Source organism: Streptomyces sp. NPDC028635 (genome assembly GCF_040637635.1).
GTDB lineage: Bacteria > Actinomycetota > Actinomycetes > Streptomycetales > Streptomycetaceae > Streptomyces.
In genome coordinates this window covers 13880-37064 of sequence record NZ_JBEZWX010000044.1, presented here as the reverse complement: position 1 = coordinate 37064, position 23185 = coordinate 13880, and the positions used below count along the sequence as shown (strand labels likewise).

The window sequence follows — 23185 nt, the reverse complement described above, 5'->3', positions numbered from 1 at the left end:
CCTCCCCCACCCCCCTCCCCCTCTCCCGTTCTTTTTTTTGGTGGGTTTTTTGTGGGGGTGGGGGGGGCCCGGGGGGGGGGGGGGGGGGGGCGGCCCCCCCCCCCCCCCCCCGCCCGGGATGTCCAGATATGAGTCTCAGCGCAGGAACGGGTCCACGGCCACCGCCACGAACAGCAGCGAGACGTACGTGATGGACCAGTGGAACAGCCGCATCTCCTTCAGCTTCGCGCCCGTCACCTCGGCCTTCGCCCGGTTCTGCAGCGCGTGCGCCTCCCACAGCCACCAGCCGCCGGAGGCCAGCGCCACCGCCGTGTAGAACCAGCCGGTGTAGCCCAGCGGGGTCAGCAGCAGCGAGACGGCCACCATCACCCAGCTGTAGAGCACGATCTGCTTCGCGACGGCCTTGTTGGAGGCGACGACCGGCAGCATCGGCACGCCCACGCGCGCGTAGTCCTCCTTGACCTTCATCGACAGCGGCCAGTAGTGCGGCGGCGTCCAGAAGAAGATGACCAGGAAGAGGATGACCGGCGCCCAGGACAGGGAGTCCTTGACCGCCGTCCAGCCGATCAGCACCGGCATGCAGCCGGCGATGCCGCCCCACACGATGTTCTGCGCGGTGCGGCGCTTGAGGATCATCGTGTAGACGACGACGTAGAAGAGGAGCGCGCCGAGGGAGAGCCAGGCGCTCAGCCAGTTCACGGCGAGGCCGAACAGCAGCGTCGAGACCACCCCGAGGGTGATGCCGAAGGCCAGGCACTCACGCGGGCTGACCATCCCGGTGACCAGCGGGCGCTGGGACGTGCGGTCCATCAGCGCGTCGATGTCGCGGTCGATGTACATGTTCAGCGCGTTGGCGCCGCCGGCGGACAGGTAGCCGCCCAGGCAGGTGAGCAGCACCAGCTTCAGGTCCGGCACGCCCTGCTGCGCCAGGAACATCACCGGGACGGTGGTGATGAGCAGCAGCTCGATGATCCGCGGCTTGGTCAGCGCCACGAACGCCTTGACACGGGCCCCGAACGGCCGGTGGGTCGGGTGCGCCTCACTCCCCAGCACCCCCGCGGGACGGGATTCAACGGCCGTCACGAACACCCCTGACAGAGACATCCCAGCAAGCCTCCCCGTGTGAAGTGGCGGTAAAGGCTCGCGCGTACCACGCCACTTTAGACGTTGCCCCTACCGCGGCCTTCGCGGGGGTGGGTTCGTGTTGGCGGGGCGTGATCGTTCCGGGCCGTCGGCGGCTGCGGCGACCGCCCCGCGCCGGTGATCGTGCAGGGCCCCCGCGACCCGTTTGCGGAATACGTTCTTCCGCGCATACCGAAGCTCGATTGAGCGGTCAGATGAGCGCCTCCGTATTCATGTGCTGAATGCCTTACGGCCCAGTCGACAGGCGGATCGCACTCAGGCCCGGCAGTCTGTAATGACGGGGAAAAACGCACGTCTTTACGGGGGTAGGCTCGACAGCGGCCGGTGGGCGCCCAGTGCACCGGCGACCGGTGGGCACACGCCCGACCAGACCGGTATTCGACATGTGGAGAGGAGCCCTGAAAAGGGTGAGCACCAAGCCGACCACCACAGACTTCGAGTGGACCGAACTGGACCAGCGGGCCGTGGACACCGCCCGCGTCCTGGCCGCCGACGCCGTACAGAAGGTCGGCAACGGCCATCCCGGCACGGCGATGAGCCTGGCTCCGGCCGCCTACACCCTCTTCCAGAAGGTGATGCGGCACGACCCCGCCGACGCGGACTGGGTCGGGCGTGACCGCTTCGTGCTGTCCGCCGGACACTCCTCCCTGACCCTCTACACGCAGCTCTACCTGGCCGGCTTCGGCCTGGAGCTGGACGACCTGAAGTCCTTCCGCACCTGGGGCTCGAAGACCCCGGGTCACCCGGAGTACGGCCACACCACCGGCGTGGAGACCACCACCGGCCCGCTGGGCCAGGGTGTCGCCAACGCGGTCGGCATGGCGATGGCCTCCCGCTACGAGCGCGGTCTGTTCGACCCGGAGGCCGCCCCCGGCACCTCCCCGTTCGACCACTTCATCTACTGCATCGCCGGTGACGGCTGCCTCCAGGAGGGCATCTCCGCCGAGGCGTCCTCGCTGGCCGGCCACCAGAAGCTCGGCAACCTGATCCTGCTGTGGGACGACAACCACATCTCGATCGAGGGCGACACCGAGACGGCCGTGTCCGAGGACACCGTCAAGCGGTACGAGGCGTACGGCTGGCACGTGCAGCGTGTCGAGGCCAAGGCCGACGGCGACCTGGACCCGGAGGCGATCTTCGCCGCGATCCAGGAGGCCAAGGCCGTCACCGACCGGCCGTCCTTCATCGCCATGCGCTCGATCATCGCCTGGCCCGCCCCGAACGCGCAGAACACCGAGGCCGCCCACGGCTCGGCGCTCGGCGACGACGAGGTCGCGGCCACCAAGCGTGTCCTCGGCTTCGACCCGGAGCAGACCTTCGAGGTCGCCGACGAGGTCATCGAGCACACCCGGCGGGCTCTCGAGCGCGGCCGCCAGTTCAAGGCGGAGTGGGAGAAGACCTTCCAGGAGTGGCGGGACGCCAACGCCGAGCGCGCCGCCGAGTTCGACCGCATCGCCAAGGGCGAGCTGCCCACCGGCTGGGAGGAGAAGCTCCCGGTCTTCGAGACGGACAAGGGTGTCGCCACCCGTGCCGCGTCCGGCAAGGTGCTGCAGGCGCTCGGCGCGGTGATCCCGGAGCTGTGGGGCGGCTCGGCCGACCTCGCGGGCTCCAACAACACGACGATCGACAAGACGTCGTCGTTCCTGCCCGCGGGCAACCCGCTGCCGGAGGCGAGCCCCTACGGCCGCACCATCCACTTCGGCATCCGCGAGCACTCGATGGCCGCGGAGATGAACGGCATCGCCCTGCACGGCAACACCCGCATCTACGGCGGCACCTTCCTGGTGTTCTCCGACTACATGCGCAACGCGGTGCGCCTGTCGGCCCTGATGCACCTGCCGGTGACGTACGTGTGGACGCACGACTCCATCGGTCTCGGTGAGGACGGCCCCACCCACCAGCCGGTCGAGCACCTCGCCTCGCTGCGCGCGATCCCGGGCCTGAACATCGTCCGCCCGGCCGACGCCAACGAGACCGCCATCGCCTGGCGCGAGATCCTCAAGCGCTGGACGAAGGAGTTCGGCAAGGGCCAGCCGCACGGCCTGGTCCTCACCCGCCAGGGTGTGCCGACCTACGAGCCGAACGACGACGCGGCCCGTGGTGGCTACGTGCTGTTCGAGGCCGAAGGCGGCGACGCGCAGGTTCTGCTGATCGCGACCGGCTCCGAGGTGCACGTGGCCGTCGAGGCGCGTGAGCAGCTCCAGGCCGCGGGCATCCCCACGCGGGTCGTGTCCATGCCGTCGGTGGAGTGGTTCGAGCAGCAGGACCAGGGGTACCGGGACAGCGTGCTGCCCCCGTCCGTGAAGGCCCGTGTCGCCGTCGAGGCCGGTGTCGGTCTCACGTGGCACAAGTACGTCGGGGACGCCGGCCGCATCGTTTCCCTGGAGCACTTCGGTGCTTCCGCGGACGGCAAGCTGCTCTTCCGGGAGTTCGGCTTCACTGCCGAGAACGTGGCCGCCAAGGCCCGGGAATCCCTCGAAGCCGCCCAGCGCTGACGCTCACACACGACACGTAGGAGATGTAATTTCCATGACAGACGCACTCAAGCGCCTCTCCGACGAAGGCGTCGCGATCTGGCTGGACGACCTGTCGCGCAAGCGGATCACGTCCGGCAACCTGGCCGAGCTGATCGACGAGCAGCACGTCGTGGGCGTCACCACCAACCCGACGATCTTCCAGAAGGCGATCTCCGAGGGCGACGGCTACGACCAGCAGCTGTCCGACCTCGCCGCCCGCAAGGTCACCGTCGAAGAGGCCATCCGCATGATCACCACGGCGGACGTCCGGGACGCCGCCGACATCCTGCGCCCCGTCTTCGACGCCACCGACGGCCAGGACGGCCGGGTCTCCATCGAGGTCGACCCGCGCCTCGCGCACGACACCAAGGCGACCGTCGCCGAGGCCAAGCAGCTCGCCTGGCTGGTGGACCGCCCGAACGCGCTGATCAAGATCCCGGCCACCGAGGCGGGCATCCCGGCGATCAGCGAGGTCATCGGCCTCGGCATCAGCGTCAACGTCACGCTGATCTTCTCGCTGGAGCGCTACCGCAAGGTCATGGACGCGTACCTGACGGGCCTGGAGAAGGCCAAGGAGCGCGGCCTGGACCTGACGCAGATCCGTTCCGTGGCGTCGTTCTTCGTGTCCCGCGTGGACACCGAGGTCGACAAGCGGATCGACGCGCTGGGCACCGACGAGGCCAAGGCGCTGCGCGGCAAGGCCGCCCTCGCCAACGCCCGCCTCGCCTACCAGGCCTACGAGGAGGTCTTCTCCTCCGACCGCTGGAAGGCGCTGGAGAAGGCGGGCGCCCGCACACAGCGTCCGCTGTGGGCGTCCACCGGTGTGAAGGACAAGGCGTACAAGCCCACCATGTACGTCGACCAGCTGGTCGCGCCGAACACCGTCAACACCATGCCGGAGGCCACCCTCTTCGCGACCGAGGAGAGCGGCGAGATCACCGGCAACACCGTCGCCGGCACCTACGAGCAGGCCCGCGCGGACCTCGACGCGCTCGAGAAGCTCGGCATCTCGTACGACGAGGTCGTGCAGCTGCTGGAGGACGAGGGCGTCGAGAAGTTCGAGGCGTCCTGGAACGACCTGCTCAAGTCGACGCAGGCGGAGCTCGAGCGCCTGGCTCCCTCGGAGGGCTGACACGTTGTCAAGCAGCAACCCGCTGCGTGACCCCGCAGACCGACGGCTCCCGCGTATCGCGGGGCCGTCGGGTCTGGTCATTTTCGGCGTCACGGGCGATCTGTCGCGTAAAAAGCTCATGCCGGCCGTGTACGACCTCGCCAACCGGGGTCTGCTGCCGCCGGGCTTCTCGCTGGTCGGCTTCGCCCGCCGCGACTGGGAGCACGAGGACTTCGCCCAGGTCGTGCACGACGCCGTCAAGGAACACTCCCGCACGCCGTTCCGCGAGGAGGTCTGGCAGCAGCTCATCCAGGGCATGCGGTTCGTCCAGGGCACCTTCGACGACGACGAGGCCTTCGAGCGGCTGCGCGGCACCATCGAGGAACTGGACAAGGCGCAGGGCACGGGCGGGAACTTCGCCTTCTACCTGTCGGTGCCGCCGAAGTCCTTCCCCGTCGTGATCCAGCAGCTGAAGAAGCACGGGCTCGCGGACCAGAAGCAGGGTTCCTGGCGGCGCGCGGTCATCGAGAAGCCCTTCGGCCACGACCTGAAGTCGGCCGAGGAGCTCAACGCGATCGTCCACGAGGTCTTCGCCTCGGACCAGGTCTTCCGCATCGACCACTATCTGGGCAAGGAGACCGTCCAGAACATCCTGGCGCTGCGCTTCGCCAACCAGATGTTCGAACCGATCTGGAACCGGTCCTACGTCGACCACGTCCAGATCACGATGGCCGAGGACATCGGCATCGGCGGCCGCGCCGGCTACTACGACGGCATCGGCGCAGCCCGGGACGTCATCCAGAACCACCTGCTGCAGCTGCTCGCGCTCACCGCGATGGAGGAGCCCGCCTCCTTCGGCGCGGACGCGCTGGCGGCGGAGAAGACCAAGGTGCTCGGCGCGGTCCGGCTGCCCAAGGACCTGGGCCGGGACACCGTGCGCGCCCAGTACACGGCCGGCTGGCAGGGCGGCGAGCAGGCCGTCGGCTACCTGGAGGAGGAGGGCATCGACCCGAGCTCCACCACCGACACCTACGCGGCGCTCAAGCTCGGCATCGACAACCGCCGCTGGGCGGGAGTCCCCTTCTATCTGCGCACCGGCAAGCGGCTCGGCCGCCGCGTCACCGAGATCGCGGTCGTCTTCCAGCGCGCTCCCCACTCCCCCTTCGACACCACGGCGACGGAGGAGCTGGGCCAGAACGCGATCGTCATCCGCGTCCAGCCGGACGAGGGCGTGACGGTCCGCTTCGGCTCGAAGGTGCCGGGCACCTCCATGGAGATCCGGGACGTGTCCATGGACTTCGCCTACGGCGAGTCCTTCACGGAGTCCAGCCCGGAGGCGTACGAGCGTCTGATCCTGGACGTGCTGCTGGGCGACGCCAACCTCTTCCCGCGCACGGAGGAGGTCGAGCTGTCCTGGAAGATCCTCGACCCGATCGAGGAGTACTGGGCGGCCCACGGCAGGCCGGCGCAGTACGAGGCCGGTACCTGGGGTCCGGCCGAGGCCGACGAGATGCTGGAGCGCGACGGACGGAGCTGGCGCCGGCCATGAGGATAGACCTGACGGACACCACGGCCAGCAAGGTCAACAAGGCACTCGTGCAGGGCCGGCGCGCCATCGGCACACCGGCCGTCGGCATGGTGCTGACCCTCGTCATCGTCACCGACGAGGAGAACGCCTACGACGCCCTGAAGGCGGCCAGCGACGCCTCGCGCGAGCATCCCTCGCGCACGCTGGTCGTCATCAAGCGGGTCTCGCGCACCCCCCGCGACCGCACGCAGTCCCGCCTGGACGCCGAGGTGCGGGTGGGCGCGGAGGCGGGCACCGGCGAGACGGTCGTCCTGCGGCTGTACGGCGAGGTCGTCGGCCAGGCCCAGTCGGTGGTCCTGCCGCTGCTGCTGCCGGACGCGCCGGTCGTCGTGTGGTGGCCGGTGAACGCCCCGCTCGACCCGGCGAACGACCCGCTCGGCGCGCTGGCGCAGCGCCGGGTGACGGACTCCTACGCGGCGGAGGAGCCGGTACGGGAGCTGGCGGCGCGCGCCCGGGCCTACGCGCCCGGCGACACCGACCTGGCCTGGACCCGGCTCACGCCGTGGCGCTCGATGCTGGCGGCGGCGCTGGACCAGGTCACCTGCGAGGTCCAGGCCGTCGAGGTGGAGGGCGAGGAGTTCAACCCGAGCTGCGAGCTGCTGGCGATGTGGCTCGCGGACCGGCTGGACGTGCCGGTGAAGCGGTCGCTGTCGGCGGGCCCGGGGCTGACCGCGGTCCGGATGGAGACGGACTGCGGTCCGATCAAGCTGGACCGGGCGGACGGCACGCTGGCGACGCTGTCGGTCCAGGGCCAGCCGGACCGGGCGGTGGCGCTCAAGCGGCGGGAGACCTCCGAGCTGATCGCGGAGGAGCTGCGCCGGCTGGATCCGGACGACACGTACGCGTCCGCCCTGCGGTTCGGGGTGGAGAAGCTGACCACTGCCCCGGCCGCCGAGAAGCCGGCTGCCGCCGAGGAGGCCGCGGCCTCGCCAGAGCCGTCCGCGGAGCCCACCGCGGACACCCCGCCCGCGGGGGACGCCGACTCCGCCGGGGACGCCGTCGCCGTCGAGGCCCCCGTGGAGGAGGCCGCGAAGGCACCGGCGAAGAAGGCGGCGGCCAAGTCGGCAAGGAAGTCCCCGGCGAGGAAGGCGGCGGCGAAGTGAGTGCTCCGCAGCTGGTCGTGCACCACGACAAGGAGCTGATGGCGCAGGCCGCCGCGGCCCGCCTCATCACCAAGATCGTGGACGCCCAGACCTCCCGCGGCTCGGCGTCGGTCGTCCTCACCGGCGGCCGCAACGGCAACGGCGTCCTCGCGGCGCTCGCCGCCGCACCGGCCCGGGACGCGATCGACTGGGCCCGCCTCGACCTGTGGTGGGGTGACGAGCGGTTCCTGCCCGAGGGCGACCCGGAGCGCAACGTCACCCAGGCGCGCGAGGCCCTGCTGGACGCCGTACCGCTGGATCCGAAACGGGTGCACGCCATGCCCGCCTCGGACGGACCGTACGGCACCGACGCGGACGCGGCGGCCGCCGCCTACGCGGAGGAGCTGGCACGGGCGGCGGGCCCGGAGAACCACGGCCCGGTCCCGGTGTTCGACGTGCTGCTGCTGGGCGTCGGCCCGGACGCGCACGTGGCGTCGCTCTTCCCGGAGCTGCCGGGCGTGCGGGAGACCGAGCGGACGGTGGTCGGAGTGCACGGCTCGCCCAAGCCGCCGCCGACCCGGATCTCCCTGACGCTGCCGGCGATCCGGGCGGCCCGGGAGGTGTGGCTGCTGGCGGCCGGCGAGGACAAGGCGCAGGCCGCGGCGATGGCGCTGTCGGGCGCGGGTGAGATCCAGGCCCCGGCCGCGGGCGCCCGGGGCCGCGCCCGCACCCTGTGGCTGCTGGACACGGCGGCGGCCGCGCAACTGCCGAGGTCGCTGTACCCGCCGGCATCGCCGTGAGCACAACACCCTGACGCAAGGCGCCGGACGGACCGGAACACCGGCCCGCCCGGCGCCTTTTCCGTGCCCGCCGGACAGGCTTCGCAGGCGGCGTCCGCGCGATGGTGGAGCACTCCGTGATGGAGCGCCCGTCGCCCCGCTGATGAACAGAGGCCGAGAACCCGACGGAAGGGAACGAAGGCTCTTGGAGACCAACAGGTCCGGGCCTGTCACGGTGTACGTGCTCTCGCATGTGCACCACGTGGCTGACGAGACCGGCGAGGTCCTGCACTTCCGGGGCCCGGACGACAACTGGTGCAACGAGGAGGTCGACGACCGGAAGGACCTGGGCACCTACACCAGCCGTGAGAAGGCGCTGCACCGCATCGAGCGGGCACGGCAGCTCCCGGGGTTCGCCGACGAGCCGGACTGCTTCCACATCGAGGAGATCACCGTCGATGAGGACGACCGGCGGGACGGTGACCACACCACACTGCCCTCCGGAGACGTCTACGAGGTGTGGCACGTCCGCCACAGGGCCGAGGAGGACGGCGAACTCCGGCACTTCCAGGATCTTGACGACTTCTGGTGCGACGAGGAGTTCGACGACGTCCGGCTGCTGGGCGTCTACTCGACCAAGGAGAAGGCGCAGGCCCGCGTCGAGCGGTCCCGTCCGCTGCCCGAGTATGCCGATGAGCCCAACTGTTTCTCGGTCATCGAGGTGACGCTCGACGACGGTGACTGGACCGACGGGTTCGTCACCGTGTGGTCCTGACGGCGCCGCCGCCGCGGCGGCACGCCGGGGAGGCCGGTGATCTTCGGCCTGAGGGCCGTGGCGAACGCCGACGGCACCTCGGAAGTTCCGTGAAGCCCGGAGCCCCCTGGAGGAAGCGTTCCTCCGGGGGCTCCCCGGCCTACTTCACCGACCCCGCCATCACGCCCTGCACGAAGTGCTTCTGGAAGGCGAAGAACACCACCACGGGCACGATCAGGGACAGGAACGCGCCGGGTGCGAGCACGTCGATGTTGCTGCCGAACTGCCGGATCTGTGACTGGAGTTGCACGGTCAGCGGCTGCGAGGAGCTGTCCGCGAAGAGCAGCGCCACCAGCATGTCGTTCCACACCCACAGGAACTGGAAGATGGCCAGCGACGCGATCGCCGGGCGCCCCACCGGCAGGACCAGGCGGATGAAGATGCGCCACTCGCTGCCGCCGTCCATCCGGGCCGCCTCCAGCATCTCCTTGGGCATCTCGGCGAAGTAGTTGCGCAGCAGGAACACGGCGAACGGCAGCCCGTAGGCGACGTGGAAGAGGACGACTCCGGGGATCGTGCCGAACAGGCCCAGCTGGCCGAAGAGTTTCGCGACCGGCAGCAGGCCGATCTGCACCGGCACCACCAGCAGGGCCACCACGAGCAGGAAGAGCGGCTCGCGCAGCGGGAAGTCCAGCCAGGCGAAGGCGTATCCGGCGAGCGCGGCGAGGACGACGACCAGGACGGTCGTCGGCACCGAGATCGCCACGGTGTTCCAGAACGCCTGGGTGATACCGGCGTTCTTCAGCAGCGCCGAGTAGTTGTCGAAGGAGAGCCGGCCGGGGTCGGCGAACACCGTCCACCAGCCGCCCTTGGCGGTGTCCGAGGCGGACCTGAGCGAGGACAGGAACAGTCCGGCGAGCGGGGTCACCCACACCAGGGCGATCACCACCAGGAAGGCCTGCACCACGGCGTTGCCGAGGCCCCGCCTGAGCGCGTTCATCGCTGACTCCTTCGGAAGCGGCGGACGTTGAAGACCATCGCGGGGATGACCAGGAGCAGCAGCAGGACACCGAGGGCGCTGCCGAGGCCCTGGTTGTTGCCGCCGCCGAAGGACACCAGCCACATCTGCGTGGCGAGCACGGTCGCGTCCTCCTGCACCGGTCCGGGCGCGATGATGTAGACGAGGTCGAACACCTTCATCACGTTGATGACGAGGGTGACGAAGACGACCGTGAGGACCGGCGCGAGCAGCGGCACGGTGATCCGGCGGAAGATCTGCCACTCGTTGGCGCCGTCCATGCGCGCCGCCTCCAGCGCGTCGCGGGGCAGGGTGGACAGGCCCGCGCCGATGAGCACCATCGCGAAGCCGGTCCAGATCCACAGGTACGCCCCGATGATGGCCGGTGTGACCAGGGTCGGCCCGAGCCAGGAGACGCCCTGGTAGGGCGGGGCGAAGTTCGCCTTCGGCAGTTTCAGTGTGTACGTGCCGTCGTCGAGCCCGGTCAGGCGGAAGGAGCCGTCGGAGGCGGTCGTCGCGCTCGCGACCGTGTGCCCGTCACGGACGGCCTCGACCTTCATCCCGGGCAGACCGCTCTCCTTGGGGTCGACACGGCCCTGCCGCCCTCCCCCGCCGGGTGTGAAGTCGAGGTAGACCACCCCGCGCACCTCGCCGGCGGCGGCCGTGCGGGCGGCTGCCCCGTAGGCGGGACGGACGTCCTTCGGGAGGTCCCCGGGCAGGACGCCGACGAGTCCCAGCGCCGCCGACTGTCCCGGCCGTACGCCCGCGGTCGTCAGGTAGGAGCCGTCGCGGCCCTGCTCGAGGCCCTGTCCGTCGCGGATGCGGGCCGTCGGATAGGACGAGGTGCCCGTGAAGGCGTCGTGGACGGACACCACGGCCGCGTTGAGGACTCCCTTGTCGGGGTCCTCGTCGTAGGCGAGGCGGAAGATGATGCCGGCGGCGAGGAACGACACGGCCATCGGCATGAACAGCAGCAGCTTGAAGGCGGTGGCCCAGCGGACCTTCTCCACCAGCACGGCCAGGATCAGGCCGAGCCCGGTGAGCAGCGCGGGGGCCACCACCACCCAGATCGTGGTGTTGCGGATGGCCTTCAGGGTCGCGGGGTCGCGGAACATCTCGGCGTAGTTGTCGCCGCCGACGAAGCGGGTGCCGGAGGCGTCGAAGAAGCTGCGGCCGACGGAGAACAGCACCGGGTAGACGACGAGCGCGCCGAGCAGCAGCAGGGCGGGGAAGACGAACAGCAGGGCGATGATCCGCCCGCGCCGCTTCAGCCGCCGGGCACGGGCGGCGGGCGGCGCGTCGCGGGGCGGGCTCGCCTCTTTCGTGAGGGTGGCGGTCATCGGTGATCAGCCCTGGTACGCCTTGGCCGCCGCGGCCTCCAGCTTGGCGGCGGTGCCCTGCGGGTCCGACGGGTCGCGCAGGAAGTCCTGGAGCAGCTTCCACTCGCCGACGCCCTTGGTGCCGCCGAAGGAGGCGGGTGCCTGGTCGGACATGTCGAAGCGGACCGAGTCACCGGCGGCGACCAGCGACTTGGCGGTGGCGCGGGTGACGTCGTCGCCGTAACCGGCGAGGTCGAGCTTCTTGTTCGGGGAGAGGAAGCCGCCCGCCTTCGCCCACACGGCCGCCGCCTCCGGGGTGGCCAGGTACTCCAGCAGCTTCATACCGGCGTCGGCGTTCTTGCCGTCCTTCAGGACGACGGCCGCGTCGCCGCCGCTGACGACCGGGGCCTTGCCGCCGTCGACCGCGGGGAAGGGGAAGAAGTTCGCGTCGGTGCCGATGTTCTTGCCGAACTGGTCGTGCGCGACACCGGCCACGAAGTCGCCCTCGTAGACCATGCCGGCCTGGGGCTTGGGTCCGAACACCTTCTCCACCGAGCCGGGGAAGTCGGTGTTCAGGGCCTCCTTCTGGCCGCCGGCGACGAGCTGCTTGTCCTTGAAGAGCTTGCCGAGCGTCTGCAGGGCCTTGACCACGGACGCGTCGGTCCACTTCAGCTTGTGGGCGGCGAGGGCGTCGTACTTCTCGGGTCCGGCCTGGGAGAGGTAGATGTTCTCGAACCAGTCGGTGAGGGTCCAGCCGTCCTGTCCGGCGACCGCGAACGCGGCGAGCCCGGAGTCGGAGACGGTGTGACCGGCCTTCAGCATCTCGTCGTACGTCGTCGGCGGCTTGACGCCGGCCTGGGTGAGCGCGGCGGGGCTGTACCAGACGGTGGACTTGTGGGCGGCCTTGAAGTACAGGCCGTACAGGGTGCCGTCGACGCTGCCGTACGTCTTCCACACGGGCGCGTAGTCGGCGCCGATGGTCTGCTGGGCGGTGGCCGACAGCGGCTTGAGCCAGCCCTTCTTCGCGAACTGCTGGAGCACGCCGACCTGGGGGACCATCACGACGTCGGGGGCGTTGCCGCCCTCGATCTTGCTGCCGACGACGGTGGAGACGTTGTCGCCGGTGGAGACGAACTGCGTCTTGGCGCCGGTCTTCTCGCTGAACGCGTCCAGCACCTTCTGGAAGTTCTTCTGCTCGCTGCCCGACCAGACGCCGGCGACGGTGACGGTCTTGCCGCTGAGCGCCTTGTCTCCGCCGCCTGCGGAGACCGGCGTGCCGCCGCCGCAGGCGGTGGAGCCGAGCGCGAGGACGAGGGCGGTGCAGCCGGTGAGCAGGGTGGTACGTCGTCGCATCATCGTTGATGTCCCTTTCAGGGGCGGGTGGGTGACGGGCTCGGACAGGTGAGGGGCTCTAGAGGTCGGCGATCCACCAGGCGGCCGTGGAGCCGGGCAGTTCGCCGGGGACGGGGCAGGGGCCGCTGGCCAGCAGCGGGGTGCCGGGCGCCGGCGCGGCGGTCGGGGCGGTGGTGAAGTTGACGGCGCAGACCAGGCCGTCGCCGCGGGTGAAGGCGAGCACGCCGGGCGGGGTGTCCAGCCAGCGCAGCTCCCCCTCGCCGAGCTGCGGCAGCTGCCGGCGCAGTTGCAGGCCGTCGCGGTACAGGTGCCAGAAGGAGCGGGTGTCGGCCAGCGCGCGGTCGGTGGCGTACTCGGCGAAGTACTCCGGCTGCGGCAGCCAGGGCTTGGCGGTCTCGGCGCCGGAGGTGAAGCCGAACGGGGAGGCCTGCCCCGACCAGGGAAGCGGCACCCGGCAGCCGTCGCGGATCCGGGCCCGGCTGCCGGTGCGGCGGAAGATCGGGTCGGTGAGCACGTCGTCGGGCAGGTCGACGACCTCCGGCAGGCCCAGCTCCTCGCCCTGGTAGATGTACGCGGCGCCGGGCAGGGCCAGCATCAGCAGCGCGGCGGCGCGGGCACGGGCGGCGCCGAGGCCGCTGCCGTGCGGGGTGGGTTCACCGTAGCGGGTGACGGTGCGGACCTGGTCGTGGTTGTTGAGGACCCAGGTGACCGTGGAGCCGGTGCCGGCGATGTCCTGCATGGCCTCGGAGATGACCTTGCGGAAGGCGTCGGCGTCCCAGGGGGCGCCGAGCAGGTCGAAGAAGAAGGCCTGGTGCAGCTCGTCGGGGCGCACGTACCGCGCGTGTTCGCGGGCGGTGGGCACGGAGACCTCGCCGACGAGGAGGCGTTCGCGGCCGTCGCGCTCGGCGTACTCCTCGCAGACGGAGCGCCAGTGCCGCCACACGTCGTGCACCTCGGGCTGGTTCCAGGCGAGCGGGTTGACCGAGTCGCGGGTGCGGGCGTCGGCCTCCGGGTCGTCGGAGTCGGGCAGCTCGGGGTGCTTGTACAGCCCGGCGGCGACATCGATGCGGAATCCGTCGACGCCGCGGTCCAGCCAGAACCGCAGGACCCGGTCGAACTCGGCGGTGATCTCGGGGTTGCGCCAGTTCCAGTCGGGCTGCTCGGGCGTGAACATGTGCAGGTACCACTGGCCGGGCCGCCCGTCCGCCTCGGTGACCCGGGTCCACGCCGGGCCGCCGAACATGGCGTGCCAGTTGTTGGGCGGCTCGCTGCCGTCGGGGCCGCGGCCGTCGGCGAAGTGGAAGCGGGCGCGGGCCGGGCTGCCGGGCGCGCTCGCCAGCGCCTCGCGGAACCACGGGTGCTCGCTGGAGCAGTGGTTCGGGACGATGTCCAGCAGGACCTTGATGCCGAGGCGGCGGGCGGCCGCGGTCAGCAGGTCGAACTCGGCGAGGTCGCCGAAGAGCGGGTCGACGTCGCAGTAGTCGGCGACGTCGTAGCCGTGGTCGTGCTGCGGCGAGGGGTAGAAGGGGCTCAGCCAGATCCCGTCCACGCCGAGCTTCTTCAGATACGGCAGTCCGGCTCGCACGCCCGCGAGATCGCCGATGCCGTCGCCGGTGCTGTCCAGGAAGCTGCGGACGTACACCTGGTAGATCACCGCGTCACGCCACCAGCGGTACTTACTCAACATGCATGCATGTTAGGTATCCGTGTCGCGAGGGTGTCAATGAAAAGAACAGAAGCTACTGCCGAGTTGGCGCGACAAAAATGGACAGTGCGGGACATTCTGCAAGCAGATGAGATGTCCGCGTTACCTAACAGGTAACTATCAGCGGGAGATCGCCGCCAGCTCCCGGGCCAGTCGGCGCACCGCCTGCGCGGGCGTCTGGCGCCCGGTCAGCGCGTCGTGCACGACCGCCTGCACCACCAGGCTGACCTGGTCGTAGTGCGGGCTCTTGGGGCGCGGCGCGGCGTTCAGCACGCTCATCCGCAGCGTGGGCAGATAGGGGAAGCGCCGCACGAGGGCCGGATCGTCGTAGAGATCGGCGCGTACGGGCGGCAGCGCACCCTGTGTGAGGACCTGGCGCTGGACGCGCTCGCTGGTCAGGTACGCGATCAGGCGCTCGGCGGACTCCGGGTGCCGCGTGTGGGCGTTCACGGCCAGGTTGGACCCGCCGAGCACGCTGGTACCGGGACCGTCGGGCCCCGGCAGCGGTACGACGCCGATCTTCCCGGCGACCTTGGACCCGGGGGCGGAGGCGACGGCGTACGCGTAGGGCCAGTTGCGCAGGAAGAGCAGCCGGCCGTCCTGGAAGGCCCGCTTGGACTCCTCCTCCTTGTAGGTCAGCGCCGCCCTGGGGATCCAGCCCTCTCGCAGGCCGCGCACCAGGAAGCCGATGCCCTCGCGGGCGGCCGCGGAGTCCACGGTGACCCGGGCGCCCTCGTCGCCGAGGATGGTGCCGCCGGCCGAGTAGACCGCCTCGGCCGCGTTCACGGTCAGCCCCTCGTAGGGCAGGAGCTGGCCGGCGTAACCGTCGAGGCCGTACTTCGGCGCGACGGTCTTCGCGTCGCGCTCCAGCTCGGCCCAGGTGCGCGGCGGCGGCAGGCCCTCCTTGGCGAGGACGTCCTCGCGGTACAGCAGCAGGCCGGCGTTGGTCACGTACGGCACGGCGTACAGCCGGCTGTCGTAGGTGGCCGTGTCCACGACCGGCGGGAGGAAGGTGTGCAGCGGGAAGCGGGCGCGCGGCAGCGGGGCGATCCAGCCGGCCGCGGCGAACTCCGAGGTCCAGTCGACGTCGATGTTGAGCACGTCGAACCGGCCGCGGTCGCCGCCGCGCAGGTCGGTGACCATCTGGGCGCGGGTCTCGTCGGCGGAGTCGGGCAGCTCGACGAGGGTGACCTTCTCCCCGGGGTGACTGTCGTTCCACCCCTTGAGCAGGGGGCCGAGGTAGCCGGTGAGATCCCCGGCCGTGGCCAGGGTGAGCGGCCCGCGGCCACCCGCGGCCCCCTCGTCGGCGCGCGCTCCGGAGGCGACGTAACCGGTGAGTACGACGGCGAGAACGAGGAGGCCCCTACCGGCGGCACGTATCCACCGCATAGGTTCCTCCCTGTACACCGGCCACGGGCATCCTCGCCCGGGGTCAGAGGCCATGTATACCTGTTAGGTAATGCGCGATACTAGGGCCTGCCGTCAATTTCTCGGCGTCCGCCCGAAGGGCGGGAAATTGACGGCAGGCCCTAGAGGCCTGGAGCACATTGACCGGACAGGAGGAACGACGGCGTGCGCCTGCCCCTCCTGGCACTTCTGGCCCGTGGTCCGGCCCACGGCTACGAGCTGAAGCAGGACCTTGAGCAACTGCTGGGCTCCGCGTACCCTCAGCCGAACATCGGCCAGATCTATGTGACCCTCGGCCGTCTCGAGAAGCAAGGGCTGATCGAGGGCGAGGAGGTCGAGCAGTCCAGTCGGCCGAACAAGAAGATCTACCACCTCACCGACGCCGGCCGGGAGGCGCTGAACACCTGGTTCGAGGACACCGAGGACGAGCCTCGGGTACGGGACGAGTTCTTCATGAAGCTCGCGCTCGCCCCGCAGACCGGACTCGCCGACCAGGTCGCCCTCATCAACCGTCAGCGGCGCCAGTACCTCAACACCATGCGGAGCCTGTCGAAGCTGGCGGCGTCGGAGAGCCGGGAGAACCGCATCGCCCATCTGCTGATCGAGGGCGCCATGCTGCATCTGCAGGCCGACCTGGACTGGCTGGAACGGTGCCAGGAAGAGCTGGAGGAGCTGGAGTGAGCGAGACCACGCCGACCTCGGCTCCCGTGCTGCGCGCCGAGGGGCTGGTGAAGACCCACCACGGCGAGGGCGCCCCCGCACATGCCGTGCGCGGCGTCGACCTGAGCGTCGCGGCCGGTGAGTTCGTGGCCGTCACGGGCCCGTCCGGCGCCGGCAAGTCGACCCTGCTGCACCTGCTGGGCGGGCTCCAGCGGCCGGACCAGGGCAGCGTCTGGCTCGGCGAGGCCCGCACGGACACCTGGAGCGAGGCCCGCTGGGCGGTGGAGCGGCGCAAGCGCATCGGCATCGTCTTCCAGTTCTTCAACCTCGTGTCCAACCTGTCCGTCGCCGACAACGTCGAGCTGCCCGCGCTGCTCGCCGGGGTGCCGCCGAAGCGGGCCCGCGCCGAGCGGGAGGAGCTGCTGGCCGAGCTGGGTCTCGCCGGCAAGGAGCGCAGCATGCCGGGCGAGCTGTCCGGCGGCGAGCAGCAGCGGGTCGCGCTGGCCCGGGCCCTGGTCAACCACCCGCCGCTGCTGCTGGCCGACGAGCCCGCCGGCAGTCTGGACAGCAAGGGCACCCGCGAGGTGATGCGGCTGCTGTCCCGCTTCCACCAGCGCGGCCAGACGATCGTGCTGGTCACGCATGACGCCCGGCTGGCGAGTGCGGCGGACCGGGTGATCAGCTTCTTCGACGGCCGGATCGTGGACGACGCGGCCCTGGACGCCGTCCCGCCGGCCCGCGGCCGCGGTGCCTCGGGCGTACTGGAGCTGACGGAATGAGCCCGGTGAGCGGACCTGCACGGGGCGGAACGTCGGCAGGAGCCGGGCTGCGGCGCGCCGCCGGGGCGAGGGCGCGAGCCGGACTTCCGCCCACCGGCACGAGGGCGCGAGCCGGACTTCCGCCCACCGGCACAAGGGCGCGAGCGCGAGCCGGGGTGCGGTCCGCCGGGGCGAGGGGCTGAGGCGGTGCGAGCGACTCTGCGCTGGGCGCACTCCGATCTGCGCGCGCACCGCGGCGAGGCCCTGTTCATCGTGCTGGCCACCGCCGGGATCGTCGCGTCGCTGCTGCTGGCCACGGCCCTGTTCGGATACGCCACCAACCCCTGGCAGCGAGTCTTCACCCAATCCCGCGGCGCGCACGTGTGGCTGCACACCACGGCCACGGCCGACACCCACCGGCTCGCCGCACTCGACGGCGTCGCCTCCGTCGCCGGCCCCTACGCCACCGAGTCGGTCACCGTCGCCGCCCGCGGCACCCGCGCCGCGGTGGAACTGCGCGCCACGGACGGCCGGCCCACGGTGGGCCGCCCGCTGCTCACCTCCGGGCAGTGGCTGCGTCCCGCGGACCCCGACGGCGTGGTGCTGGAGAGCCGGCTCGCCCATGCGCTGCTGGCCGAACCCGGGGACACGCTGACCGTGCCCGGCACCCGCCGCACCCTGACCGTCGTCGGCATCGCCGACAGCGCCGAACCCGGTTACCGCCCCGGGGAGCGGCCCGGCCTGGTCTGGGCGCGGCCGGGAGCGGTCCACGCCCCGTACGGCCGGGTCGTCGGGCTACGGCTGACCGACCCGGGCGACACGGACTACGCCGTGCAGCGGGCCGTGACCGCGCTGGGCGCCGGCACGGTCGGCGAGGTCGCCACCTGGCAGCAGGCGCGAGCCGAGGCCCAGGGCGACACCCGGCTGCTCGGCCAGGTGCTCGGGCTCTTCGGGCTGGGCGCGCTGCTCGCCGCCGGCCTGGCGGTGCACGGCGCGCTGGCCACCCGGATCCGCGGCCATCTGCGGGACATCTCGGTGCTGAAGGCGATCGGCTTCACGCCCGGCCAGGTGGTACGGATCTTCCTGCTCCAGCACGTGGCCTACGCCCTGCTCGGCGCGGTGGCCGCGGCCGCGCTGGTGCAGGGCCTCGGCAGTGGCGTGCCGGGGCGGCTGGGCGACGCGGTCGGCGTGTGGCAGGGCCTGCCCGGTCATACCGCGGCGCTGGCCGGGGTGCCGGTCGCGGCGGTGCTGTTCATCGCCGCGGTCACGGGTCTCGCGGCCTGGCGCGCGGGCCGGGTCCCGCCGGTGCCGGTACCGCGCCCGGCGGCCCCGGCGGCCGGCCGGCTGTCGGGCCCGGTCCGCCGGGCCCTGGGTCTCGGCATGCCGCCCGGCCTGGTGCTGGGCTGGCACCGCGCGTTCACCCGGGGCCCGCGCGGCGCGGCGGCGATCGCCCGCCTGACCCTGCCGCTGCTGCTGATCGTGGTGGCGCTGGGCGCCTGGACGACCATCGACCGTTTCCACACCGCCCCCGAGCGGATGGGCCTGCCGGCCGCGCTGACCGTCCGCACCGACGCCGGCATGTCCGACACCGCCACGCGGGCCCTGCTCGCCCGCACCCCGCAGGTCGCGGCGGCCTACCCGGGCGTGGAGGTGGCGGCGCTCGTCCCCGGCCAGACGGCGACGATCGCGCTGCGGGGCCTGGGCACCCATGCCTCGCCCTACCCCTACCCCCTCGCCGAGGGCCGCGCCGCGCGGGGCCCGGACGAGGCGGTGGCCGGTCAGGGACTGCTGGACCTGCTGGACGTCCGCGTGGGCGACTGGGTCCGGATGACGGTCGGCGACCAGCCGCAGATCCTGCACATCGTGGGCCGCAGCCTCGAGCCGGAGAACGCCGGCCGGGTCATCTCCACGTCCCTGGACACCCTCCGCGAGAACGACCCCGGCCTGCGCCCGAGCCTGTACCAGCTCCGGCTGCGCGCGGGCGCCGACCCGGGTGCGGTCGCCGCCTCGCTCACGGCGGCGGCCCACGGCCACCTGGACGCCCACCGGGTGACGAACCCGGCCGACGGCCTGTCGCCGCTGCGCGGTGTGGTCGCGGGCCTGATCGCGATCCTGGCCCTCATCGGGGTCGTCGAACTGCTCACCGCGATCGGTGCCACGGTCCGCGAGAGCGAGCGGGACCTGCTCGCGCTGAAGGCGATCGGCCTCTCCCCCCGTCAGATCACGGCGATCACCGTGACGGCGACCGCCCTCACCACACTCACCGCGGTGGTGGCGGCGCTGGCCCTGGGTGTCCCCCTGTCCCACTGGCTGGTCGACACCCAGGGCACGACGAGCGGCATCGGCGCGGGCATCGCCCAGACCCCCTCGGCGACGGTCCTGCTCCTGCTGACGGTGACCGCGACGGCGGGCGCCGTCGCCCTGGCCGCGCTCCCGGCGGCACGCGCGGCGCGACGGCGCCTGGCGGACACGCTGAGCGCGGTGGCATAAGGGACCACGGCCTCCGCGCCCCGACGCGGCCCGGGCTCAGCGCCCGCGCAGCGCGCGGTACGTGGACACCAGCGCCTTCGTCGACGCGTCCAGGCCCGCCACGTCCGCTCCCCCGGTCAGCGCCGGCTCGATCCGCTTGGCGAGGACCTTGCCCAGTTCCACGCCCCACTGGTCGAAGGAGTCGATGTTCCAGACGGCGCCCTGCACGAACACCTTGTGCTCGTACAGCGCGACCAGCTGTCCCAGCACCGACGGCGTCAGCTCGCGCGCGAGGATCGTGGTCGTCGGGTGGTTGCCCCGGAACGTCTTGTGGGCCACGAGTTCCTCCGGCACTCCTTCGGCGCGCACCTCCTCGGGCGTCTTGCCGAAGGCCAGCGCCTGCGTCTGCGCGAAGAAGTTGGCCATCAGCAGGTCGTGCTGCGCCTTGAGGCGGTCGCTCAGCTCCGCGACCGGCTCGGCGAAGGCGATGAAGTCCGCCGGGATCAGCTTGGTGCCCTGGTGGATCAACTGGTAGTACGCGTGCTGCCCGTTGGTGCCGGGGGTGCCCCACACCACGGGGCCCGTCTGCCACTGCACCGGCTGCCCGTCGCGCTGCACCGACTTGCCGTTGGACTCCATGTCCAGCTGCTGAAGATATGCCGTGAACCGGGACAGGTAATGCGAGTACGGCAGCACCGCGTGCGACTCGGCCCCGTGGAAGTTGCCGTACCAGATGCCGAGCAGGCCCAGCAGCAGCGGGGCGTTGGCCTCGGGCGGCGCCGTGCGGAAGTGGTCGTCGACGAGGCGGAAGCCGTCGAGCATCTCCCGGAAGCGGTCCGGGCCGATGGCGATCATCAGGGAGAGGCCGATGGCGGAGTCGTAGGAGTAGCGTCCGCCGACCCAGTCCCAGAACTCGAACATGTTGGCCGTGTCGATGCCGAACGCGGCGACCTTCTCGGCGTTCGTCGACAGGGCGACGAAGTGCCGGGCGACCGCGGCCTCGTCACCGAGGGCGTCCAGCAGCCAGGCCCGTGCGGACGTGGCGTTGGTGATCGTCTCGATCGTGGTGAACGTCTTGGAGGCGATGATGAACAGCGTCTCGGCCGGGTCCAGGTCGCGGACAGCTTCGTGGAGGTCGGCGCCGTCGACGTTGGAGACGAAACGGAACGTCAACTCCCGCGCGGTGTAGGCGCGCAGTACCTCGTACGCCATCGCCGGGCCCAGGTCCGAGCCGCCGATGCCGATGTTGACGACGTTGCGGATCCGCTTGCCGGTGTGGCCGGTCCACTCGCCGGAGCGGACCCGGTCGGCGAAGGCGCTCATCCTGTCGAGTACCGCGTGCACCTGCGGGACGACGTTCTCGCCGTCCACCTCGACGACCGTGTCCCGCGGGGCACGCAGCGCGGTGTGCAGGACCGCCCGGTCCTCGGTGAGGTTGATCTTCTCGCCGCGGAACATGGCGTCCCGCAGGCCGGAGACGTCCGCCGCGGCGGCCAGTTCGCGCAGCAGGCGCAGAGTCTCGTCGGTGACCAGGTGCTTGGAGTAGTCGATGTGGAGGTCACCGACCCGCAGCGTGTACCCGGTGCCACGTCCGGGATCGGCGGCGAACAGATCCCTCAGATGCGTCTCGGCCAGCTCTTCGCGATGCTTGGCGAGGGCGGCCCATTCAGGTGTCCTGTGGAGCCTCGTGCGGCCGTCTGCGTTCATGTCCGACGTCAGCCTTCTTTCGTACCTGTCCCAGCGGTCCCAACCTATTCGATCACCGGGAGGCACCGGGGCGGCACACACGTCCGGCCGGGCGCCCCGAGGTGCCCGGCCGGTCGTCAAGTGCTAGATCTCGCCCCGCAGTTTGGCGAGCGCCTCGGCGAGGATCGCCTCGCCGTCCGCGTCGCTGCGCCGCTCGCGTACGTACGCCAGGTGCGTCTTGTACGGTTCGGTGCGCGGCGGGTCCGGCGGGTTGTCCCGGTCCTGCCCGGCCGGGAAGCCGCAGCGCGGGCAGTCCCACGTGTCGGGCACCTGCGCGTCGCTGGCGAAGCTCGGCTGCGTCTCGTGCCCGTTGGAGCACCAGAAGGAGATGCGCAGCCGGGGCGCGGACTCGCCGCGCTCGGCCTCGCCCATCGGCCCAGCCCCGACCCGGCTTCCTCGGATCGCGTTGCCACTTGCCACGGTCGTAACTCCCTGCGTGATGGTGCCGCGAAGCTAGTCGGCGTTTCGCCTCGCCGCGAGCGCCTCAGTCTACGTAAGGCCCAACGCGCGTCCAGTGAGGGGAGTTACAGCCCCCCGGCACGCAGACGCAAGCCCCATGATAGGCCGCGCTCCGCGGCGCGTACCGACCATGGGGCTTTACGTAGGGGAATGTGCCTGATGTGCGTGATGTACGCCGTCAGCTGTTCGACTTCAGCTGTTCGACTTCATGACGATGCCGAGGACGATGATGCACGCGAGCCAGAGCAGACCGACCACGACGGTGATGCGGTCGAGGTTGCGCTCGGCGACCGAGGAGCCGCCGACGGAGGACTGCACGCCGCCGCCGAACATGTCGGAGAGGCCGCCGCCCTTGCCCTTGTGCATCAGCACCAGCAGCATCAGCAACAGGCTGAAGACGATCAGGGCGATCGAGAACCCCAGAACCACGGCTGGACCAACTTCCTCGGTAACGGATGGACGACGGGGGCCGGCGGACTTCCTCCGGCCCCCGCAAGGGTACGACGAAACGTCGTCACCGCATACTCACAGCTCGCCTCACTGATCGCGGAAGCGCACGATCTTGACGAACTCGTCGGCGTCCAGCGAGGCGCCGCCGACCAGCGCGCCGTCGATGTCGGCCTGGGCCATGATCTCGGCGACGTTGCCGGCCTTGACGGAGCCGCCGTACTGGATGCGGACCTTGTCGGCCAGCTCCTGCGAGTACAGCTCGGCGAGCTTGGCTCGGATCGCGGCGCAGACCTCCTGGGCGTCCTCGGCGCCGCAGACCTTGCCGGTGCCGATGGCCCACACGGGCTCGTAGGCGATCACGACGGACTCGGCCTGCTCGGCCGGGACGTCCTTCAGGCCGCCCTCGACCTGGGTGAGGGTGTGGGTGACGTGGTTGCCCGCCTCGCGGACGTCCAGCTCCTCGCCGACGCACAGGATCGGGGTCAGGCCGTGCTTGAAGGCGGCCTTGACCTTGCTGTTCACGATCTCGTCGGTCTCGGCGTGGTACTGGCGGCGCTCGGAGTGGCCGACGGCCACGTACGTGCACTTCAGCTTGGCCAGCATCGGGCCGGAGATCTCGCCGGTGTAGGCGCCGGAGTCGTGCGCCGAGATGTCCTGGGCGCCGTACTTGATCTTCAGCTTGTCGCCGTCGACCAGGGTCTGCACGGAGCGCAGGTCGGTGAAGGGCGGCAGGACGGCGACCTCGACGGCCTCGTAGTCCTTGTCGGCCAGGGCGAAGGCGAGCTTCTGGACATGGGCGATGGCCTCGAGGTGGTTGAGGTTCATCTTCCAGTTGCCCGCCATCAGCGGCGTGCGAGTGGTCATGCGG

The 23185-nt window shown here is 71.1% G+C and carries 19 protein-coding genes; 9 read left to right on the top strand and 10 right to left on the bottom strand.

Annotated elements, in window-relative coordinates; all coding sequences use genetic code 11:
- Positions 1-135: 135 nt before the first annotated feature.
- Entirely contained in the window at positions 136-1104 is a 969-nt protein-coding gene (locus AB0E88_RS30995; protein WP_361637557.1) for a heme o synthase, read from the bottom strand.
- A gap of 446 nt (positions 1105-1550) precedes the next feature.
- Between AB0E88_RS30995 and tkt the strand changes: the two genes are divergently transcribed.
- From tkt to AB0E88_RS30965, 6 genes are all read left to right on the top strand, one after another.
- The gene (gene tkt / locus AB0E88_RS30990) at positions 1551-3638 is read left to right on the top strand and encodes a transketolase (RefSeq protein WP_361637555.1); all 2088 of its coding nucleotides are present in this window, start codon (positions 1551-1553) and stop codon (positions 3636-3638) included.
- Between the two features lie 34 nt (positions 3639-3672).
- A complete protein-coding gene (gene tal, locus AB0E88_RS30985; protein WP_361637554.1) occupies positions 3673-4791 on the top strand; it encodes a transaldolase in 1119 nt (372 codons plus the stop codon).
- A gap of 4 nt (positions 4792-4795) precedes the next feature.
- Positions 4796-6319 (top strand): glucose-6-phosphate dehydrogenase, encoded by a 1524-nt coding sequence (gene zwf / locus AB0E88_RS30980; RefSeq protein ID WP_361637552.1) that lies wholly within the window; start codon positions 4796-4798, stop codon positions 6317-6319.
- Positions 6316-7461 carry a glucose-6-phosphate dehydrogenase assembly protein OpcA gene (gene opcA, locus AB0E88_RS30975; protein ID WP_361637550.1) on the top strand — a complete coding sequence of 382 codons (1146 nt, stop codon included), beginning with the start codon at positions 6316-6318 and terminating at the stop codon, positions 7459-7461. Before zwf ends, opcA begins: the two co-directional genes overlap by 4 nt.
- A complete protein-coding gene (gene pgl, locus AB0E88_RS30970) occupies positions 7458-8240 on the top strand; it encodes a 6-phosphogluconolactonase (protein ID WP_361637548.1) in 783 nt (260 codons plus the stop codon). The genes opcA and pgl overlap by 4 nt, the downstream gene beginning before the upstream one ends.
- Positions 8241-8481: 241 nt before the next feature.
- Entirely contained in the window at positions 8482-8994 is a 513-nt protein-coding gene (locus AB0E88_RS30965; protein WP_361637546.1) for a hypothetical protein, read from the top strand.
- 139 nt (positions 8995-9133) lie between these two features.
- Here the strand turns inward: AB0E88_RS30965 and AB0E88_RS30960 are convergent, their stop codons facing one another.
- The 5 genes from AB0E88_RS30960 to AB0E88_RS30940 form a co-directional block, all read right to left on the bottom strand.
- Complete coding sequence (locus AB0E88_RS30960; protein WP_361637544.1) at positions 9134-9973, bottom strand: carbohydrate ABC transporter permease; 840 nt, start codon at positions 9971-9973, stop codon at positions 9134-9136.
- Positions 9970-11331 carry an ABC transporter permease subunit gene (locus AB0E88_RS30955; RefSeq protein WP_361637542.1) on the bottom strand — a complete coding sequence of 454 codons (1362 nt, stop codon included), beginning with the start codon at positions 11329-11331 and terminating at the stop codon, positions 9970-9972. The genes AB0E88_RS30960 and AB0E88_RS30955 overlap by 4 nt, the downstream gene beginning before the upstream one ends.
- A gap of 6 nt (positions 11332-11337) precedes the next feature.
- The gene (locus tag AB0E88_RS30950; protein ID WP_361637540.1) at positions 11338-12666 is read right to left on the bottom strand and encodes an ABC transporter substrate-binding protein; all 1329 of its coding nucleotides are present in this window, start codon (positions 12664-12666) and stop codon (positions 11338-11340) included.
- A gap of 55 nt (positions 12667-12721) precedes the next feature.
- Positions 12722-14350: a glycoside hydrolase family 13 protein gene (locus AB0E88_RS30945; RefSeq protein WP_361637539.1), complete on the bottom strand. Its 1629-nt coding sequence runs from the start codon at positions 14348-14350 to the stop codon at positions 12722-12724.
- A 138-nt stretch (positions 14351-14488) separates the two neighbouring features.
- Complete coding sequence (locus AB0E88_RS30940; RefSeq protein ID WP_361637537.1) at positions 14489-15757, bottom strand: ABC transporter substrate-binding protein; 1269 nt, start codon at positions 15755-15757, stop codon at positions 14489-14491.
- Positions 15758-15940: 183 nt separating this feature from the next.
- Here AB0E88_RS30940 and AB0E88_RS30935 point away from each other — a divergent pair, with 183 nt between their 5' ends.
- The 3 genes from AB0E88_RS30935 to AB0E88_RS30925 all read left to right on the top strand — a co-directional run bounded on the left by AB0E88_RS30935 (position 15941) and on the right by AB0E88_RS30925 (position 19683).
- Entirely contained in the window at positions 15941-16456 is a 516-nt protein-coding gene (locus tag AB0E88_RS30935; RefSeq protein ID WP_361637535.1) for a PadR family transcriptional regulator, read from the top strand.
- The gene (locus AB0E88_RS30930; RefSeq protein WP_361637534.1) at positions 16453-17214 is read left to right on the top strand and encodes an ABC transporter ATP-binding protein; all 762 of its coding nucleotides are present in this window, start codon (positions 16453-16455) and stop codon (positions 17212-17214) included. The genes AB0E88_RS30935 and AB0E88_RS30930 overlap by 4 nt, the downstream gene beginning before the upstream one ends.
- Before the next feature lie 186 nt (positions 17215-17400).
- Complete coding sequence (locus AB0E88_RS30925) at positions 17401-19683, top strand: FtsX-like permease family protein (protein ID WP_361637533.1); 2283 nt, start codon at positions 17401-17403, stop codon at positions 19681-19683.
- 36 nt (positions 19684-19719) lie between these two features.
- Here AB0E88_RS30925 and pgi read toward each other — a convergent pair whose 3' ends face one another.
- The 4 genes from pgi to tpiA all read right to left on the bottom strand — a co-directional run bounded on the left by pgi (position 19720) and on the right by tpiA (position 23181).
- Entirely contained in the window at positions 19720-21369 is a 1650-nt protein-coding gene (gene pgi, locus AB0E88_RS30920; protein WP_361637531.1) for a glucose-6-phosphate isomerase, read from the bottom strand.
- Positions 21370-21492: 123 nt separating this feature from the next.
- A complete protein-coding gene (locus AB0E88_RS30915) occupies positions 21493-21828 on the bottom strand; it encodes an RNA polymerase-binding protein RbpA (RefSeq protein ID WP_003957010.1) in 336 nt (111 codons plus the stop codon).
- Between the two features lie 231 nt (positions 21829-22059).
- The gene (gene secG, locus AB0E88_RS30910) at positions 22060-22296 is read right to left on the bottom strand and encodes a preprotein translocase subunit SecG (protein ID WP_361637529.1); all 237 of its coding nucleotides are present in this window, start codon (positions 22294-22296) and stop codon (positions 22060-22062) included.
- Positions 22297-22404: 108 nt separating this feature from the next.
- Positions 22405-23181, bottom strand: coding sequence for a triose-phosphate isomerase (gene tpiA / locus AB0E88_RS30905; RefSeq protein ID WP_361637527.1), 777 nt, complete (start codon positions 23179-23181; stop codon positions 22405-22407).
- Positions 23182-23185: the final 4 nt, after the last annotated feature.

What these genes read in the sequence shown, in the direction of transcription:
- AB0E88_RS30995 (WP_361637557.1), bottom strand. Translation starts at nt 1,104, where the DNA reads ATGTCTCTGTCAGGGGTGTTCGTGACGGCCGTTGAATCCCGTCCCGCG.
- tal (WP_361637554.1), top strand. Translation starts at nt 3,673, where the DNA reads ATGACAGACGCACTCAAGCGCCTCTCCGACGAAGGCGTCGCGATCTGG.
- opcA (WP_361637550.1), top strand. Translation starts at nt 6,316, where the DNA reads ATGAGGATAGACCTGACGGACACCACGGCCAGCAAGGTCAACAAGGCA.
- AB0E88_RS30960 (WP_361637544.1), bottom strand. Translation starts at nt 9,973, where the DNA reads ATGAACGCGCTCAGGCGGGGCCTCGGCAACGCCGTGGTGCAGGCCTTC.
- AB0E88_RS30955 (WP_361637542.1), bottom strand. Translation starts at nt 11,331, where the DNA reads ATGACCGCCACCCTCACGAAAGAGGCGAGCCCGCCCCGCGACGCGCCG.
- AB0E88_RS30950 (WP_361637540.1), bottom strand. Translation starts at nt 12,666, where the DNA reads ATGATGCGACGACGTACCACCCTGCTCACCGGCTGCACCGCCCTCGTC.
- AB0E88_RS30945 (WP_361637539.1), bottom strand. Translation starts at nt 14,350, where the DNA reads ATGTTGAGTAAGTACCGCTGGTGGCGTGACGCGGTGATCTACCAGGTG.
- AB0E88_RS30940 (WP_361637537.1), bottom strand. Translation starts at nt 15,757, where the DNA reads ATGCGGTGGATACGTGCCGCCGGTAGGGGCCTCCTCGTTCTCGCCGTC.
- pgi (WP_361637531.1), bottom strand. Translation starts at nt 21,369, where the DNA reads ATGAACGCAGACGGCCGCACGAGGCTCCACAGGACACCTGAATGGGCC.
- tpiA (WP_361637527.1), bottom strand. Translation starts at nt 23,181, where the DNA reads ATGACCACTCGCACGCCGCTGATGGCGGGCAACTGGAAGATGAACCTC.